Annotated in this window: 15 protein-coding genes; 7 read left to right on the top strand and 8 right to left on the bottom strand. The window is 69.4% G+C overall.

What is annotated here, in order from left to right; translation table 11 throughout:
• Positions 1 to 13 precede the first annotated feature (13 nt).
• The 3 genes from ACFU6I_RS26425 (at position 14) to ACFU6I_RS26415 (ending at position 1,912) form a co-directional block, all read left to right on the top strand.
• Positions 14 to 553 carry a phage holin family protein gene (locus tag ACFU6I_RS26425; RefSeq protein ID WP_384371183.1) on the top strand — a complete coding sequence of 180 codons (540 nt, stop codon included), beginning with the start codon at positions 14 to 16 and terminating at the stop codon, positions 551 to 553.
• Entirely contained in the window at positions 550 to 1,545 is a 996-nt protein-coding gene (locus ACFU6I_RS26420) for an alpha/beta fold hydrolase (RefSeq protein ID WP_384371181.1), read from the top strand. Before ACFU6I_RS26425 ends, ACFU6I_RS26420 begins: the two co-directional genes overlap by 4 nt.
• A 163-nt stretch (positions 1,546 to 1,708) precedes the next feature.
• Complete coding sequence (locus tag ACFU6I_RS26415) at positions 1,709 to 1,912, top strand: hypothetical protein (protein ID WP_266984224.1); 204 nt, start codon at positions 1,709 to 1,711, stop codon at positions 1,910 to 1,912.
• 55 nt (positions 1,913 to 1,967) lie between these two features.
• Here ACFU6I_RS26415 and ACFU6I_RS26410 read toward each other — a convergent pair whose 3' ends face one another.
• The 3 genes from ACFU6I_RS26410 to nth form a co-directional block, all read right to left on the bottom strand.
• Entirely contained in the window at positions 1,968 to 3,173 is a 1,206-nt protein-coding gene (locus ACFU6I_RS26410) for a MarP family serine protease (protein ID WP_384371178.1), read from the bottom strand.
• An 89-nt stretch (positions 3,174 to 3,262) separates the two neighbouring features.
• On the bottom strand, positions 3,263 to 3,988 hold the full coding sequence (locus tag ACFU6I_RS26405; RefSeq protein WP_384371176.1) for an NUDIX hydrolase: 726 nt from the start codon (positions 3,986 to 3,988) through the stop codon (positions 3,263 to 3,265).
• Between the two features lie 59 nt (positions 3,989 to 4,047).
• Positions 4,048 to 4,926, bottom strand: coding sequence for an endonuclease III (gene nth, locus ACFU6I_RS26400; RefSeq protein ID WP_384371174.1), 879 nt, complete (start codon positions 4,924 to 4,926; stop codon positions 4,048 to 4,050).
• A gap of 313 nt (positions 4,927 to 5,239) precedes the next feature.
• Between nth and ACFU6I_RS26395 the strand changes: the two genes are divergently transcribed.
• A complete protein-coding gene (locus tag ACFU6I_RS26395; protein ID WP_030925113.1) occupies positions 5,240 to 5,914 on the top strand; it encodes a Crp/Fnr family transcriptional regulator in 675 nt (224 codons plus the stop codon).
• A 104-nt stretch (positions 5,915 to 6,018) separates the two neighbouring features.
• On the opposite strand, the gene ACFU6I_RS26390 is transcribed toward ACFU6I_RS26395, so the two are convergent.
• The 4 genes from ACFU6I_RS26390 to ACFU6I_RS26375 all read right to left on the bottom strand — a co-directional run bounded on the left by ACFU6I_RS26390 (position 6,019) and on the right by ACFU6I_RS26375 (position 8,560).
• Entirely contained in the window at positions 6,019 to 6,849 is an 831-nt protein-coding gene (locus tag ACFU6I_RS26390) for an MBL fold metallo-hydrolase (RefSeq protein WP_384371172.1), read from the bottom strand.
• Positions 6,846 to 7,760, bottom strand: a complete 915-nt coding sequence (locus ACFU6I_RS26385; RefSeq protein WP_384371170.1) for an NUDIX hydrolase — start codon at positions 7,758 to 7,760, stop codon at positions 6,846 to 6,848. Before ACFU6I_RS26385 ends, ACFU6I_RS26390 begins: the two co-directional genes overlap by 4 nt.
• Before the next feature lie 171 nt (positions 7,761 to 7,931).
• Positions 7,932 to 8,402 carry a RidA family protein gene (locus tag ACFU6I_RS26380; protein ID WP_384371168.1) on the bottom strand — a complete coding sequence of 157 codons (471 nt, stop codon included), beginning with the start codon at positions 8,400 to 8,402 and terminating at the stop codon, positions 7,932 to 7,934.
• Positions 8,402 to 8,560 carry a DUF4177 domain-containing protein gene (locus ACFU6I_RS26375; protein WP_019992579.1) on the bottom strand — a complete coding sequence of 53 codons (159 nt, stop codon included), beginning with the start codon at positions 8,558 to 8,560 and terminating at the stop codon, positions 8,402 to 8,404. Before ACFU6I_RS26375 ends, ACFU6I_RS26380 begins: the two co-directional genes overlap by 1 nt.
• Before the next feature lie 71 nt (positions 8,561 to 8,631).
• Between ACFU6I_RS26375 and ACFU6I_RS26370 the strand changes: the two genes are divergently transcribed.
• Together ACFU6I_RS26370 and ACFU6I_RS26365 are read left to right on the top strand one after the other, a co-directional pair.
• Positions 8,632 to 9,618, top strand: coding sequence for an ArsA family ATPase (locus ACFU6I_RS26370; RefSeq protein ID WP_384371166.1), 987 nt, complete (start codon positions 8,632 to 8,634; stop codon positions 9,616 to 9,618).
• Positions 9,615 to 10,985, top strand: a complete 1,371-nt coding sequence (locus tag ACFU6I_RS26365) for an ArsA family ATPase (RefSeq protein ID WP_384371164.1) — start codon at positions 9,615 to 9,617, stop codon at positions 10,983 to 10,985. The genes ACFU6I_RS26370 and ACFU6I_RS26365 overlap by 4 nt, the downstream gene beginning before the upstream one ends.
• A 32-nt stretch (positions 10,986 to 11,017) precedes the next feature.
• Here ACFU6I_RS26365 and ACFU6I_RS26360 read toward each other — a convergent pair whose 3' ends face one another.
• A complete protein-coding gene (locus ACFU6I_RS26360) occupies positions 11,018 to 11,365 on the bottom strand; it encodes a WhiB family transcriptional regulator (RefSeq protein ID WP_037690812.1) in 348 nt (115 codons plus the stop codon).
• Positions 11,366 to 11,772: 407 nt separating this feature from the next.
• Here ACFU6I_RS26360 and ACFU6I_RS26355 point away from each other — a divergent pair, with 407 nt between their 5' ends.
• Positions 11,773 to 13,998 carry a transglycosylase domain-containing protein gene (locus tag ACFU6I_RS26355; RefSeq protein WP_384371162.1) on the top strand — a complete coding sequence of 742 codons (2,226 nt, stop codon included), beginning with the start codon at positions 11,773 to 11,775 and terminating at the stop codon, positions 13,996 to 13,998.
• The last annotated feature ends 54 nt before the right edge of the window (positions 13,999 to 14,052 follow it).

Raw genomic sequence — 14,052 nt, 5'->3', positions numbered from 1 at the left:
GAGGGAGTCAGGGATGAGCGACCCCGGCAACTACGCGGGCAGCGCCGACCGCAGTCTCGGTCAGCTGGTCGCCTCGGCGACGGCCGAGATGTCCGCGCTGGTGCACGACGAGATCGCCCTGGCCAAGGCCGAGGTGCGGCAGGACGTCAAGCGGGGTGTGACCGGCAGCGTGGCGTTCATCGTCGCGGGAGTGCTGATCCTGTTCTCGTTGCCGGTGCTGAGCTTCGCGGCGGCGTACGGAATCCACAACCTGGGTCTCGGGCTCGCCTGGTCGTTCCTGATCGTGGGCGGTGCGTTCATTCTGCTGGCGATCGTGCTCGCGCTGATCGCCATGGCCAAGTTCAAGAAGGTCAAGCCGCCGGAGAAGTCGATCGCGTCGGCCAAGCTGTCGGCGGCCGTGCTGCAGGGCGCCAAGCCGCACCCGCGTCCGGCGATCACCGCGAGTGTCGGTCGCCCGGCCGTCACCGCCTCGGGCGGCACGCGGACGGAGAACGCCGGAGCGAAGTCCGCGGTCAAGGACAATGCGTCCGCTGTGGCACGCTCGTCCACATGACCGTCCCCGATTCCAGCGCATTCGGCCCCACAGGCTCCGGCCCGGGCTCCGGCTCGTCAGGCCTTGGCTCCGGCTCCGGCAGTCCTGTACGGATCGACGGTCCCTGGATCCACCGGGATGTGGCGGCCAACGGGGCACGCTTCCACATCGCGGAGCTGGGCGACGGCCCCCTGGTACTGCTGCTGCACGGTTTCCCGCAGTTCTGGTGGACCTGGCGCCATCAGCTGACCGCGCTCGCCGACGCCGGCTTCCGTGCCGTCGCGATGGATCTGCGCGGGGTGGGCGGCAGCGACCGTACGCCGCGGGGGTACGACCCCGCCAACCTGGCCCTCGACGTCACAGGCGTGATCCGGTCGCTCGGTGAGCCGGACGCGGCGCTGGTCGGTCATGACATGGGCGGATACCTCGCCTGGACGGCCGCGGTGATGCGGCCCAAGCTGGTGCGCCGGCTGGTGGTCTCCTCCATGCCGCATCCGCGCCGCTGGCGGTCCTCGATGCTCTCCGACTTCGCGCAGTCCCGGGCAGGCTCGTACATCTGGGGCTTCCAGCGCCCCTGGGTGCCGGAGCGTCAGCTCGTCGCGGACGACGGGGCCTTGGTGGGCCGGCTGATCCGTGACTGGTCGGGGCCACGGGCGTCGGAGTTCCCCGACGACGCGGCAGTGGACGTCTACCGGCGTGCGATGTGCATCCCGTCGACGGCTCACTGCTCGATCGAGCCGTATCGCTGGATGGTGCGCTCCATGGCGCGCCCGGACGGCGTCCAGTTCAACCGCCGGATGAAACGACCGGTACGGGTGCCGACCCTGCATCTGCACGGTTCGCTCGATCCGGTGGCCCGTACGCGGAGTGCGGCGGGGTCCGGCGAGTACGTCGAAGCGCCGTACCGTTGGCGACTTTTCGATGGTCTGGGGCACTTCCCGCACGAGGAGGATCCGGCCGGTTTCTCGACCGAACTCATCAACTGGCTCAAGGATCCCGAGCCCGACCGGTAGCTCCGGGACGGGCCCCGAGGGTGGCCGAACAGGTAACCGGTCGCGACCAACCGGTGGCTGGAAGAGCACAGTTGTCCGACGAACAGCCAATTGCCCGGCGCATAGGCCAATTGGCTGGCGCCCGCACGATTACCGACCATGAGGCACGGGCAGACGTCGGGGTATGGGCTGGACGCACGACTTCGGTGACGCAGCACGTAATCGTCGCTCGACCGCTACGGCGGATCCGAGCATTCATGAGGGGGACGGTCCTCGGGGCCGGGTGCTCGGTGTGCATGACCTGCATGATCCCCAGCTGGGCATTCCGCATATTCTCCGCCGCCGGGCCCGCTGGGTCTCGGCGCGGCTGCGCCATCCTCGCGGATGACGCAGTCCTGACCTGATCACACGGATCGGATCCGGGCCGGCCCCTGTCCGCTTCCCTACAGCGCACACGCCTGACTGTCGACCTGCTGGTTGGCGGTGCGGCCGTCGGCGATGTCCTGGCGGATCTCGTCGGCGGTCAGGGCGTAGCCCGTGTCGGGGTCGTCCAGCGACTTGGCGAAGACGACCCCGTACACCTTGCCGTCGGGGGTCAGCAGCGGTCCGCCGGAGTTTCCCTGGCGGACCGTCGCGAAGAGCGAGTACACATCGCGGCGGACGGTGCCCCGGTGGTAGATGTCCGGGCCGTCGGCTTCGATGCGGCCGCGGACACGCGCGGAGCGTACGTCGTACGAGCCGTTCTCCGGGAAGCCCGCGACGATGGCGTCGTTCCCCGTCGCGGCGTCGCGGTCCGTAGCGGTGAACTTCAGCGGCTTCGCGTCGAGATCCGGGACGTCGAGTACGGCGATGTCGCGCTGCCAGTCGTAGAGGACGACCTTCGCGTCGTACAGCCGCCCCTGGCCGCCGATCTGGACGGTCGGCTCGTCGACGCCGCCCACGACATGGGCGTTGGTCATCACCCGACGGTCGGAGAAGACGAAGCCGGTGCCTTCGAGGACCTTGCCGCAACTCGGGGCCGTACCGACGACCTTGACGATGGACTGCTTGGCACGGGCCGCGACGGGGCTGCGGGCCAGCGCCGGATCCGGAGCCCTGACCTCGGTGATCGGCTCATTGACGAAGGGGCTGAAGACCTGCGGAAAGCCGTTCTGCGCGAGGACGGAGGAGAAGTCCGTGAACCAGGTGGAGGCCTGCGCGGGCATCACCCGGGAGATGCCGAGCAGCACCGAGGAGTTACGCACCTCCTTGCCCAGCGTCGGCAACGACGTGCCCGCCAGCGCGGAACCGATCAGCCACGCCACCAGCAGCATCGCGACCACATTGACGAGTGCGCCGCCGGTGGCATCGAGGGCGCGGGCGGGCGACCACGTGATGTACCGCCGGAGTTTGTTGCCGAGGTGGGTGGTGAAAGCCTGGCCGACGGAGGCGCACACGATCACGATGATGACCGCGACCACAGCGGCCGTGGAGGAGACCTCGGAGCCGTCCGTCAGCTGGTCCCACAGGACCGGCAGCAGATAGACGGCGACCAGGCCGCCGCCCAGGAAGCCGATGACCGACAGGATGCCGACGACGAAGCCCTGGCGGTAGCCGATCACTGCGAACCACACGGCGCCGGCCAGCAGCAGGATGTCCAGCACGTTCACCGTCTATTGCCTCGCAGATTCGTCACCGGACCCGTTTCGTTCGGCTGGGACCGGGCAGGCCCGAACGGCCCAGCACGGAAGTCAGCCTGTCATGCGCGCCAGTCGAGCGGCACCTGCCTGGTACCGTCCCAGGGGCGCTCCCAACCCGCGAAGTGCAGAATGCGGTCGATCACCCCGGCGGTGAAACCCCAGACCAGTGCCGATTCGACCAGGAATGCCGGGCCTCGGTGACCGCTGGGATGCACCGTCGTCACCCGATTGGCCGGATCAGTGAGATCCGCCACGGGAACCGTGAAGACCCGGGCAGTCTCGGCCGGATCGACGACCCCGACCGGGCTCGGCGTCCGCCACCAGCCGAGTACGGGCGTGACGACGAAACTGCTCACCGGGATGTAGAGCCGGGGCAGCACAGCAAAGAGCTGGACGCCACGCGGATCGAGTCCGGTCTCCTCCTCGGCCTCCCGCAGAGCCGCCCTGAGCGGTCCTGCGGTCGCCTGGTCGCCGTCCTCGGGGTCCAGGGCTCCCCCGGGGAAGGACGGCTGCCCGGCGTGGGAACGCAGTGACCCCGAGCGCTCCATCAGGAGCAGCTCGGGCCCGTGCTCGCCCTCACCGAACAGGACCAGGACGGCGGACTGGCGCCCGGCGCCGCTCTCGGGCGGCAGAAAGCGGCTGAGCTGCTGGGGCTCGATGGTCCGTGCGGCGCGGGCGACGGGCTCGAGCCACTCGGGCAGCCCGTCCGTCGAGACGGTGATCGTGCCGTCCCGGCCCACGCCCGCGGAGTGATCCTCCACGTGGCTCTGTTCGTGCGTCTTCATAGGCACCCCTCGTCTCACAACGCCTGCGGTCGCGCATTTCGTTCCGGAAAGGCGCTCCGTCACCCGGCGCCCGGCGCCGGCGCGGGCTTGCCCGGGTAGTCGGGCGGCGGGCTCAGCCGCTGGCCGGGCTGTCCGCCCATCTCGTATTTCAGGAGCTTCCGGGCCTTCTCCGGATCCGTCTCTCCCTCGCCGTACGAGGGGCAGAGCGGGGCGATCGGACAGGCGCCGCAGGCGGGCCTGCGGGCGTGGCAGATACGGCGGCCGTGGAAGACGACGCGGTGCGAGAGCATCGTCCACTCGCTCTTGGGGAAGATCGCGGCGATCTCCGCCTCGACCTTCTCCGGGTCCTCCTGCTCCGTCCACTTCCAGCGGCGGACCAGTCGGCCGAAGTGGGTGTCGACCGTGATGCCGGGGACGCCGAAGGCATTGCCGAGGACGACATTGGCGGTCTTGCGGCCGACGCCGGGCAGCGTGACCAGGTCCGCCAGCCGCCCCGGGACCTCACCGCCGAAGTTGTCCCTGAGGGCCGCGGAGAGCCCTATCAGCGACCTGGCCTTGGCCCGGAAGAAGCCGGTCGGCCGGATGACCTCCTCCAGCTCCTCGGGGACGGCCGCGGCCATGTCCTCGGGGGTCGGGTAGGCGGCGAACAGCGCGGGGGTGGTCTGGTTGACTCTCAGATCGGTGGTCTGGGCGGAGAGGACCGTGGCGACCAGGAGCTCGAAGGGGTTCCGGAAGTCCAGCTCCGGATGGGCGTACGGATAGACCTCGGCGAGCTCGCGGTTGATCCGGCGGGCGCGGCGGACCATCGCGAGGTGTGACTCCGGCTTCCCGGACTTTCCCGGCCTCACCGCCGCCCCGGACTTCTTCGCCGATGCCCCGGCCTTCTTCGCGGACCCCTTGGACGCCTTCGCGGGCCCCCCGGACGCCACCGGCGTCACCGACTCCCGAGGTGGGTGTTTTGCGGCTTTTGCCGGTTGACTCGTAGACTGTTCGCCCACAGCGGAATTACGGTCTTCCGACACCTCATCAGCCCCCTCGGCCTGCGCTCTCACCGGCTTGTTGGACACCCGGCCAGCCTAGAGCCAGGCACTGACATCCGCCCCGGTCACCGTGGATCCGTCCCCAATCGGCCCCCTGCGGCACGATGGGGCGCGCCCGTGCGTCAAACTGGTTTGTGATTGATCGCACTGTTTTACCGTCCGGCATGATGGGGACCACGGTTCCCTGAACAGGCCGACAAGGAGAGAACTCGTGGACGACGTTCTGCGGCGCGCCCCGCTTTTCGCGGCGCTCGATGACGAGCAGGCCGCGGAGCTCCGCGCCTCGATGAGTGAGGTGACCCTCGCACGCGGCGACGCTCTCTTCCACGAGGGCGACCAGGGTGACCGCCTGTACGTGGTCACCGAGGGCAAGGTGAAGCTCCACCGCACGTCCCCCGACGGGCGCGAGAACATGCTGGCCGTCCTCGGCCCCGGCGAGCTGATCGGTGAGCTGTCGCTCTTCGACCCGGGCCCGCGCACCGCCACCGCCACCGCGCTGACCGAGGTCAAGCTCCTCGGCCTCGGCCACGGCGACCTGCAGCCCTGGCTGAACGCCCGCCCCGAGGTGGCTACGGCCCTGCTGCGCGCTGTCGCCCGTCGACTGCGCAAGACCAACGACCAGATGTCCGACCTGGTCTTCTCCGACGTACCGGGCCGTGTCGCCCGCGCCCTCCTCGACCTGTCGCGCCGGTTCGGCGTCCAGTCGGAGGAAGGCATCCACGTCGTCCACGACCTGACCCAGGAAGAGCTGGCCCAGCTGGTCGGCGCCTCCCGCGAGACGGTCAACAAGGCGCTTGCCGACTTCGCGGGCCGCGGCTGGCTCCGCCTGGAGGCACGCGCCGTGATCCTGCTGGATGTGGAGCGCCTGGCGAAGCGTTCGCGCTAGCCGGACCCCCCTCACGACGCGAGAGGCCCCGCCGGACGGCGGGGCCTCTCGCGCGTCACGGCGCCTCGCAGCCCCGATATCAGCGCCACGGGCGTAACAGCGGCTCAGATCAGCCCGTGCTCACCCAGATACTCCAGCTGCGCCCGCACCGACAGCTCCGCCGCGGGCCACAGCGACCGGTCCACGTCCGCGTACACGTACGCCACCACCTCCGTGGCCGAGCGGTGCCCTGCCTCCACCGCCGTCTCCACCTGGGCGAGCCGGTGCGCGCGGTGGGCGAGATAGAACTCGACCGCGCCCTGCGCGTCGTCCAGGACCGGACCGTGCCCCGGCAGCACCGTGTGCACCCCGTCGTCGACCGTCAGCGAACGCAGCCGCCGCAGCGAGTCGAGGTAGTCGCCGAGCCGCCCGTCCGGGTGCGCGACGAGCGTGGTGCCACGCCCGAGGATCGTGTCGCCGGTCAGCACCGCCCGGTCGGCGGGCAGATGGAAGGAGAGCGAGTCGGAGGTGTGCCCCGGGGTCGGGACCACCCGCAGTTCGAGCCCTCCGGTGGTGATCACGTCGCCCGTCGTCAGCCCCTCCTCGCCGAGCCGCAGCGCCGGGTCCAGCGCCCTCACCGTCGTACGGGTCAGCTCGGCGAAGCGCGCCGCGCCCTCCGCGTGGTCGGGGTGACCGTGGGTGAGGAGCGTGAGGCCGATCCGCCGGCCGGCGCGCTCGGCGGTGTCGATGACGGCCTGCAGATGGCTGTCGTCAAGAGGGCCCGGGTCGATGACGACCGCGAGGTCGGAGTCCGGCTCGGCGACGATCCAGGTGTTGGTGCCGTCGAGCGTCATCGCCGAGGCGTTGGGGGCCAGAACGTTGACCGCACGGGCGGTCGCGGGGCCGGAGAGGACCCCTCCGCGCGGCTGCCCGGGCAGCGCTGCTGCGTCGCTCATGCGGAACCATCTCCGGTCGGGATGTGCTTGGTGAATTCGTCGTGCCCCGGCCAGCTCAGCACCAGTTCACCGTCCTCCAGCCGCGCCCGCGCGAGTACGGGGGTGAGATCCTGGGAGGACGCGGCCTTCAGCGCCTCGGCAGCGGTGCCGTACGGGCGCAGCTGACGCAGCGTCGACACGGTCGGCGGCATCATGAGCAGATCGCCCCGGTCGTATCCGTCGGTGGCTTCCGCCGCGGAGATCCAAAGCGCGAGGTCGGCCTCGGTGGAGGCGGAGGGGGCACCTCCCATGCCTTCGGGGCCATGGGAGATGGTGCGCTGGCCCTCGGGAAGCGCGGCGACGAAGAACCACGTGTCATAGCGCCGGGGTTCGAACTCGGGTGTGATCCAGCGCGCCCACGCCCCGAGCAGATCGGAGCGGAGCACGAGCCCGCGCCGGTCGAGGAACTCGGCGAAGGACAGCTCGCGGGCGACGAGGGCCTCGCGGTCCGCCTCCCAGTCGGCGCCCGTGGTGTCGCTGACGACGGTGTCGGCGGTCGGCCCGGCGAGGAGGACACCCGACTCCTCGTACGTCTCGCGGACCGCCGCACAGACGATGGCCTGCGCCTCGGTGACCGTACCGACGCCGAGCCGCTCGGCCCAGAGCTCCAGCGCGGGTCCGGCCCAGCCGACGAGGCGGTCGTCGTCGCGCGGGTCGACGCCGCCACCCGGATAGGCGTACGCACCCCCGGCAAAAGCCATGGAGGTGCGGCGGCGCAGCATGTGGACGGCGGGCCCGCCCTCGGTGTCAGCGGGGTCCCGGAGCAGCATCACGGTGGCCGCGCGCCGGGGCGTCGCGGCCGTGAGCTCACCTGCGGCAAGTGCCCGGATCCGGTCGGGCCATTCCGGTGGGTACCACTGACCATTGGACATGGCCGGAGGCTATCCGGAACCGCGACGATGTTCGAGAGGCAGCAAGGGGCGCCCGGGGCGCGACGGGCTTCAGGCGTGGACCCCGGGCCGTGGAACGCGTGATCCCGTCCGGTCGCACGGACCGGACGGGATCACGGATCAGAGAGGTACCCGCCTCACTGCGGCAGCGGCTCAGGCCCCGTCCAGCTCGACCTGCACCTCGACCTCGACCGGCGCGTCCAGCGGCAGCACCGCGACGCCCACTGCGCTGCGCGCGTGCACGCCCTTGTCGCCGAGCACCGCGCCCAGCAGCTCGCTCGCACCGTTGATCACGGCGGGCTGCCCGGTGAAGTCGGAGGCCGAGGCGACGAAGCCCACGACCTTCACGACCCGCTTGATCCGGTCCAGGTCGCCCGCGACCGACTTCACGGCGGCCAGCGCGTTGAGCGCGCAGATCCTGGCCAGTTCCTTGGCCTCGTCCGGCGTGACCTCCCCACCGACCTTGCCGGTGACCGGAAGCTTGCCCTCCACCATGGGCAGCTGGCCCGACGTGTACACGTACACCCCGGACTGGACGGCCGGCTGATACGAGGCGAGCGGCGGTACGACGTCCGGCAGCGTCAGCCCGAGTTCGGCGAGCTTCGCCTCGACGGCGCCCGCCACTACGGCTTCTCCCGCTTCAGGTAGGCCACGAGCTGCTCGGGGTTGTTCGGGCCGGGAACGACCTGGACCAGCTCCCAGCCGTCCTCGCCCCAGGTGTCCAGAATCTGCTTCGTCGCGTGCACGAGAAGGGGCACGGTCGCGTATTCCCACTTGGTCATAGGCCGACTGTAATGCCTGGCACGTACGGGCTCGTGCGTAGCCCGGGGCCGTACTGGTTAGGCTCGAATACGTGAGCAGGTTCCAGGTCGTCAGCGGCAAGGGCGGTACCGGTAAGACCACGGTCGCCGCCGCCCTCGCGCTCGCCCTCGCGACCGAGGGCAAGCGCACCCTCCTCGTCGAGGTCGAGGGCAGGCAGGGCATCGCCCAGCTCTTCGAGACGGATTCCCTTCCGTACGAGGAGCGCAAGATCGCCGTCGCGCCGGGCGGCGGCGAGGTGTATGCCCTCGCGATCGACGCGGAGCGTGCGCTCCTCGACTACCTCCAGATGTTCTACAAGCTCGGCAGCGCGGGCCGGGCGCTCAAGAAGCTCGGTGCGATCGACTTCGCCACGACGATCGCCCCCGGTGTACGGGACGTGCTGCTGACGGGCAAGGCCTGCGAAGCCGTACGCCGCAAGGACAAGCAGGGCCGGTACAGCTACGACTACGTGATCATGGATGCGCCGCCCACCGGCCGCATCACGCGCTTCCTCAATGTGAACGACGAGGTGGCGGGGCTGGCCCGGATCGGCCCGATACACAATCAGGCGCAGGCCGTGATGCGGGTGCTGAAGTCCCCGGAGACAGCGGTCCACCTGGTGACGCTGCTGGAGGAGATGCCGGTCCAGGAGACCGCGGACGGCGTCGCGGAGCTGCGGGCGGCCGAACTGCCGGTGGGCCGGGTCATCGTGAACATGGTGCGGCCGCATCTGCTGGACGAGGACGCGCTGCGTACCGCCTCGGGGGGCCGCCGCAAGGAGATCGCCAAGACGCTCACCCGGGCGGGCGTGACCGGGTCCGCTGCGCTGGTACGTCCGCTGATCGAGCAGGCCTCCGAGCATGCCCAGCGGGTCGAGCTGGAGCGCGAGCAGCGCGCGGTCCTCGCGGATCTGGACCTGCCGACCGACGAACTTCCGCTGATCGGCGAAGGCGTGGACCTGCCCGGTCTGTACGACCTCGCGGTCGAACTCCGCAAGCAGGGCATGGGCGACGAGGCGGGCCAAGGGATGGGTGCATGAGAGCGGGTACGGAACCGGGCACCGATGCGCGTACGGACGCCGGTACAGGCACAGCCACGGGCACCGCGCCCGTGCTGGACACGGACGCGCTGCTCGACGATCCGGGCATCCGGATCATCGTGTGCTGCGGCTCGGGTGGTGTCGGCAAGACCACGACCGCGGCGGCGCTGGGTGTACGGGCCGCCGAGCGCGGCCGGAAGGTCGTCGTCCTCACCATCGACCCGGCCCGCAGGCTCGCCCAGTCGATGGGCATCCTCTCGCTGGACAACGTCCCGCGCCGGGTGCCGGGCATCGAGAGCGCCGGTGAGGGCGGCGGTGAACTGCACGCCATGATGCTCGACATGAAGCGGACCTTCGACGAGATCGTCGAGGCGCACGCGGAGGGTGAGCGGGCGCGCGCGATCCTGGAGAACCCCTTCTACCAGTCCCTGTCGGCCGGTTTCGCAGGCACGCAGGAGTACATGGCGATGGAGAAGCTGGGGCAGTTGCGGGCGCGCAACGAGTGGGACCTGATCGTCGTCGACACCCCGCCGTCGCGTTCCGCGCTGGACTTCCTGGACGCGCCCAAGCGACTCGGCTCGTTCCTGGACGGGAAGTTCATCAAGCTGCTGATGGCCCCGGCGAAGATGGGCGGCCGGGCCGGGATGAAGTTCCTCAACGTCGGCATGTCGATGATGACCGGGACGCTCGGCAAGTTGCTGGGTGGCCAGTTCCTGCGTGACGTACAGACGTTCGTCGCGGCGATGGACACCATGTTCGGTGGTTTCCGGACCCGGGCGGATGCCACGTACAGGCTGCTGCAGGCGCCCGGCACGGCGTTCCTCGTCGTCGCGACACCGGAGCGGGACGCGCTGCGCGAGGCCGCCTACTTCGTGGAACGGCTGGCCGCGGAGGACATGCCCCTGGCCGGTCTGGTCCTCAACCGGGTCCACGGCAGTGACGCCGCCCGGCTCTCCGCCGAGCGCGCCCTGGCAGCCGCAGAAAATCTTGACGACATCGGCATTGTGGATCAGACCACAGGGAAGGCTGGACTTCGTGACCCGGCCGGCTCGGCAGTCACCTCCCCCGAAGACCCCGAGTCGCCGCCCTCCCCCGCCCGTTCCGAGGACACCCAGGATGCTGACACCGAACCAGAGGCCGATGCCGTCTCCGTCGAGCAGCTGACCGCAGGCCTGCTGCGGCTGCACGCTGAACGCATGCAGGTGGTCGCGCGCGAACAGCGCACCCGCGACCGCTTCACCGCACTGCACCCCGAGGTCGCCGTGACCGAAGTCGCGGCGCTGCCCGGAGATGTGCACGACCTCGCAGGACTGCGGGCCATCGGAGACCGGCTCGCGACCGATTCCGCTCCGGCCGGAGCTGCGTAACTCACCCGGACGACCGGACGGCCCCCGGCGGTCTACCCCACGGCGGCGTAGGTCTCGTGCAGTTCGTCGTCCAGACCGATGGCCACCGGCAGGATGCCCGTCGACCGCTCGTACTCACTGCGAGCGGTCTCCAACAGTCGGCGCCAGGACGTGACGGTGGGTCGCCTGCGCAGCAGCGCGCGACGCTCCCGTTCCGTCATTCCGCCCCACACGCCGAATTCGACGCGATTGTCCAGCGCATCGGCCAGGCACTCGGTCCGCACCGGGCAACCGGTGCACACCGCCTTGGCCCTGTTCTGCGCTGCCCCTTGTACGAACAGTTCATCCGGATCGGTAGTGCGGCAGGCTGCCTGCGCACTCCAGTCGGTTACCCAGCCCATCCCGGCGCCGTCCTCTCCCGAATCGAGGCTCCCCCACGGCGGTAGCGGCATATTCACCGCTGCCAGTTGAGGACGTTACGGAAGGTGGCGACAGCACAACACCCCCTTCGGGCCCAATCTTGAATGGCCCGAACGGACTATGCGTACGCGGCAGATCACCCAGGGGAGTGAGGTGAGGGCATACAAGAATATCCCGTCAAAATAGGGACAATTTACCTGAGTCGCAACGGGCATTCGATGACACATGGGGCGAATTCGGGGCGCCCGAGGTGCCGACCGAGCCGAGGCCCGGTCACCGCCGAGTGATGCATGGGGGTTGATACGGAACCGGACTGCTGTGACAGTTGTGAGCAGCTTAGGCCAAGGCATATACGCGTGTCCGGCGAATGAGAACGTAGGCTGCCCCCATGCCAAAGAACCGCTCGGGCGGGGGTCTCACCGCGACCCAGCAGGCCGCCAAGTTCCTCGGTGTCGCCGCACTCTCCGGAGTCGTGCTCGCAGGCATCGCGCTGCCGGCCGCCGGAGCACTGGGGCTCGCCGCGAAGGGGACGGTCGAGGGATTCGACGAGATCCCGGCCAACCTCAAGACTCCGCCGCTGAGCCAGCGCACCAAGATCCTGGACAGCAAGGGCGGCATGCTTGCGACGGTCTACTCACGTGACCGCACCGTCGTTCCGCTCAAGGACATCTCCCCGTACATGCAGAAGGCGATCATCGCGATCGAGGATGCCCGCTTCTACCAGCACGGGGCGGTCGACCTCAAGGGCATCCTGCGCGCGATGAACCGCAACGTGCAGGCGGGCGGCACCGCGCAGGGCGCGTCGACCCTCACCCAGCAGTACGTGAAGAACGTCTTCGTCGAGGAGGCGGGCGACGACCCGGACAAGGTCGCGCAGGCCACCCAGCAGACGATGGGCCGCAAGGTCCAGGAACTGAAGTACGCGATCCAGGTCGAGGAGGAGCTCGGCAAGAAGAAGATCCTGGAGAACTACCTCAACATCACGTTCTTCGGACAGCAGGCGTACGGCATCGAGGCGGCCTCCCAGCGCTACTTCTCCAAGTCGGCGAAGGACCTGAAGCTGGAGGAGGCCGCCCTGCTGGCCGGCATCGTCCAGTCGCCGAGCCGCTACGACCCCGTCAACGACGCACAGGAGGCGACCAAGCGTCGCAACACCGTGCTGCAGCGGATGGCGGCTGTCGGGGACATCACGCAGGCCGCGGCGGAGAAGGCACAGGCGACGCCGATCAAGCTGAGGGTCAGCAAGCCCAAGAACGGCTGCATCACAGCCGTCAACGGGGCCGCCTTCTTCTGTGACTACGTCCGCAAGGTCTTCCTCGCCGACCCGGTCTTCGGCAAGACGAAGGAGGAGCGGGCCAAGGTCTGGAACCAGGGCGGACTCACGGTCCGCACGACGCTCGACCCGCAGGCGCAGGAGGGCGTGCAGGCCTCGATCAAGAGTCACGTCTACAAGACGGACAAGGTCGCCACCGCCGTGACGCTGGTCCAGCCCGGCACCGGCAAGATCATGGGCATGGGCCAGTCCAAGCCGTACGGCTTCGGGGCGAACGAGACCCAGTACAACTACTCCGTCAACAAGGACATGGGCGGCTCGAACTACGGCTTCCCGACCGGGTCGACGTTCAAGCCGTTCCTCGCCGCGGCAGCCATAGAGGGCGGCAAGCCGGCGACGCAGATGTACTCGGCGCCGTACGAGATGGACTACCCGGACACGGTTCAGACCTGCGGAAAGCCGTGGGTCAACGACGGCGTGCCGAAGTATCACCTGGAGAACGAGAGCGAGTCCGAGGAGGGGCCGTACGCCCTGAAGGAAGCGATGGAGATGTCGGTCAACACCTACTTCGTCCAGATGCTCCAGGACATCGGCATGTGCCCGGTCTCCCAGATGACGGACAAGCTCGGTGTGGTGCAGGGTGACGGGACCAAGCTGCCGCAGAACCCGTCCACGCTGACCCTCGGCTCCAACGGCCTCTCACCGCTCACGATGGCCAGCGCGTACGCCACCTTCGCCAACCGGGGCACGTACTGCACGCCGATCGCCATCGAGGCGGTCAGGACGGCGGACGGCAAGTCGCTCCCGGTACCGAAGACCACCTGCTCGCAGGCGATGTCGCAGACGACGGCCGACACCGTCAACACCTTGCTGCGCGGTGTGGTCGACTCAGGTACCGGTCGTGAGGCCGGTCTGCAGAACCGCGACAACGCGGGCAAGACGGGTACGACCGACGCCCGTAAGAACGCCTGGTTCGTCGGCTACACGCCGAACATGTCCGGCGCGGTCTGGGTCGGGAGCCCGTCCCAGAGCGTCGAGATGGAGCGCATCACCATCGGTGGCGTGTACCAGGACAAGGTGTACGGCGGTCAGGTCCCCGGACCGATCTGGCGCGACGCCATGACGAACGCCCTCAACGGGCTGCCCGCCCCGTCGTTCAACACCGTCAACATCCCGGACCCGCCGGACAACTCGGACGAGGACCGGGGCAGGGGCCGGGACAGAAGGCGGGACAGGGGCGACGGCAACGACCCGTTCCCCGGCATCAGCGTCCCGCCGGACTTCCTCGGCGGGAACAACGGACCCCAGCGCCCGGGTCACGGCGGCACGAAGGGTCCCTGACCGGCCGCTCGGTCCATGAACGAGGAGGTGGGGTGACCCGGAACATTCCGGGTC

Origin of the sequence: Streptomyces sp. NPDC057486, assembly GCF_042802415.1 — a bacterium.
GTDB lineage: Bacteria > Actinomycetota > Actinomycetes > Streptomycetales > Streptomycetaceae > Streptomyces > Streptomyces yanii.
This window is presented reverse-complemented; position numbering and strand designations above follow the sequence as displayed.

What these genes read in the sequence shown, in the direction of transcription:
- ACFU6I_RS26425 (WP_384371183.1), top strand. Translation starts at nt 14, where the DNA reads ATGAGCGACCCCGGCAACTACGCGGGCAGCGCCGACCGCAGTCTCGGT.
- ACFU6I_RS26420 (WP_384371181.1), top strand. Translation starts at nt 550, where the DNA reads ATGACCGTCCCCGATTCCAGCGCATTCGGCCCCACAGGCTCCGGCCCG.
- ACFU6I_RS26415 (WP_266984224.1), top strand. Translation starts at nt 1,709, where the DNA reads ATGGGCTGGACGCACGACTTCGGTGACGCAGCACGTAATCGTCGCTCG.
- ACFU6I_RS26405 (WP_384371176.1), bottom strand. Translation starts at nt 3,988, where the DNA reads ATGAAGACGCACGAACAGAGCCACGTGGAGGATCACTCCGCGGGCGTG.
- ACFU6I_RS26390 (WP_384371172.1), bottom strand. Translation starts at nt 6,849, where the DNA reads ATGAGCGACGCAGCAGCGCTGCCCGGGCAGCCGCGCGGAGGGGTCCTC.
- ACFU6I_RS26385 (WP_384371170.1), bottom strand. Translation starts at nt 7,760, where the DNA reads ATGTCCAATGGTCAGTGGTACCCACCGGAATGGCCCGACCGGATCCGG.
- ACFU6I_RS26375 (WP_019992579.1), bottom strand. Translation starts at nt 8,560, where the DNA reads ATGACCAAGTGGGAATACGCGACCGTGCCCCTTCTCGTGCACGCGACG.
- ACFU6I_RS26365 (WP_384371164.1), top strand. Translation starts at nt 9,615, where the DNA reads ATGAGAGCGGGTACGGAACCGGGCACCGATGCGCGTACGGACGCCGGT.
- ACFU6I_RS26360 (WP_037690812.1), bottom strand. Translation starts at nt 11,365, where the DNA reads ATGGGCTGGGTAACCGACTGGAGTGCGCAGGCAGCCTGCCGCACTACC.
- ACFU6I_RS26355 (WP_384371162.1), top strand. Translation starts at nt 11,773, where the DNA reads ATGCCAAAGAACCGCTCGGGCGGGGGTCTCACCGCGACCCAGCAGGCC.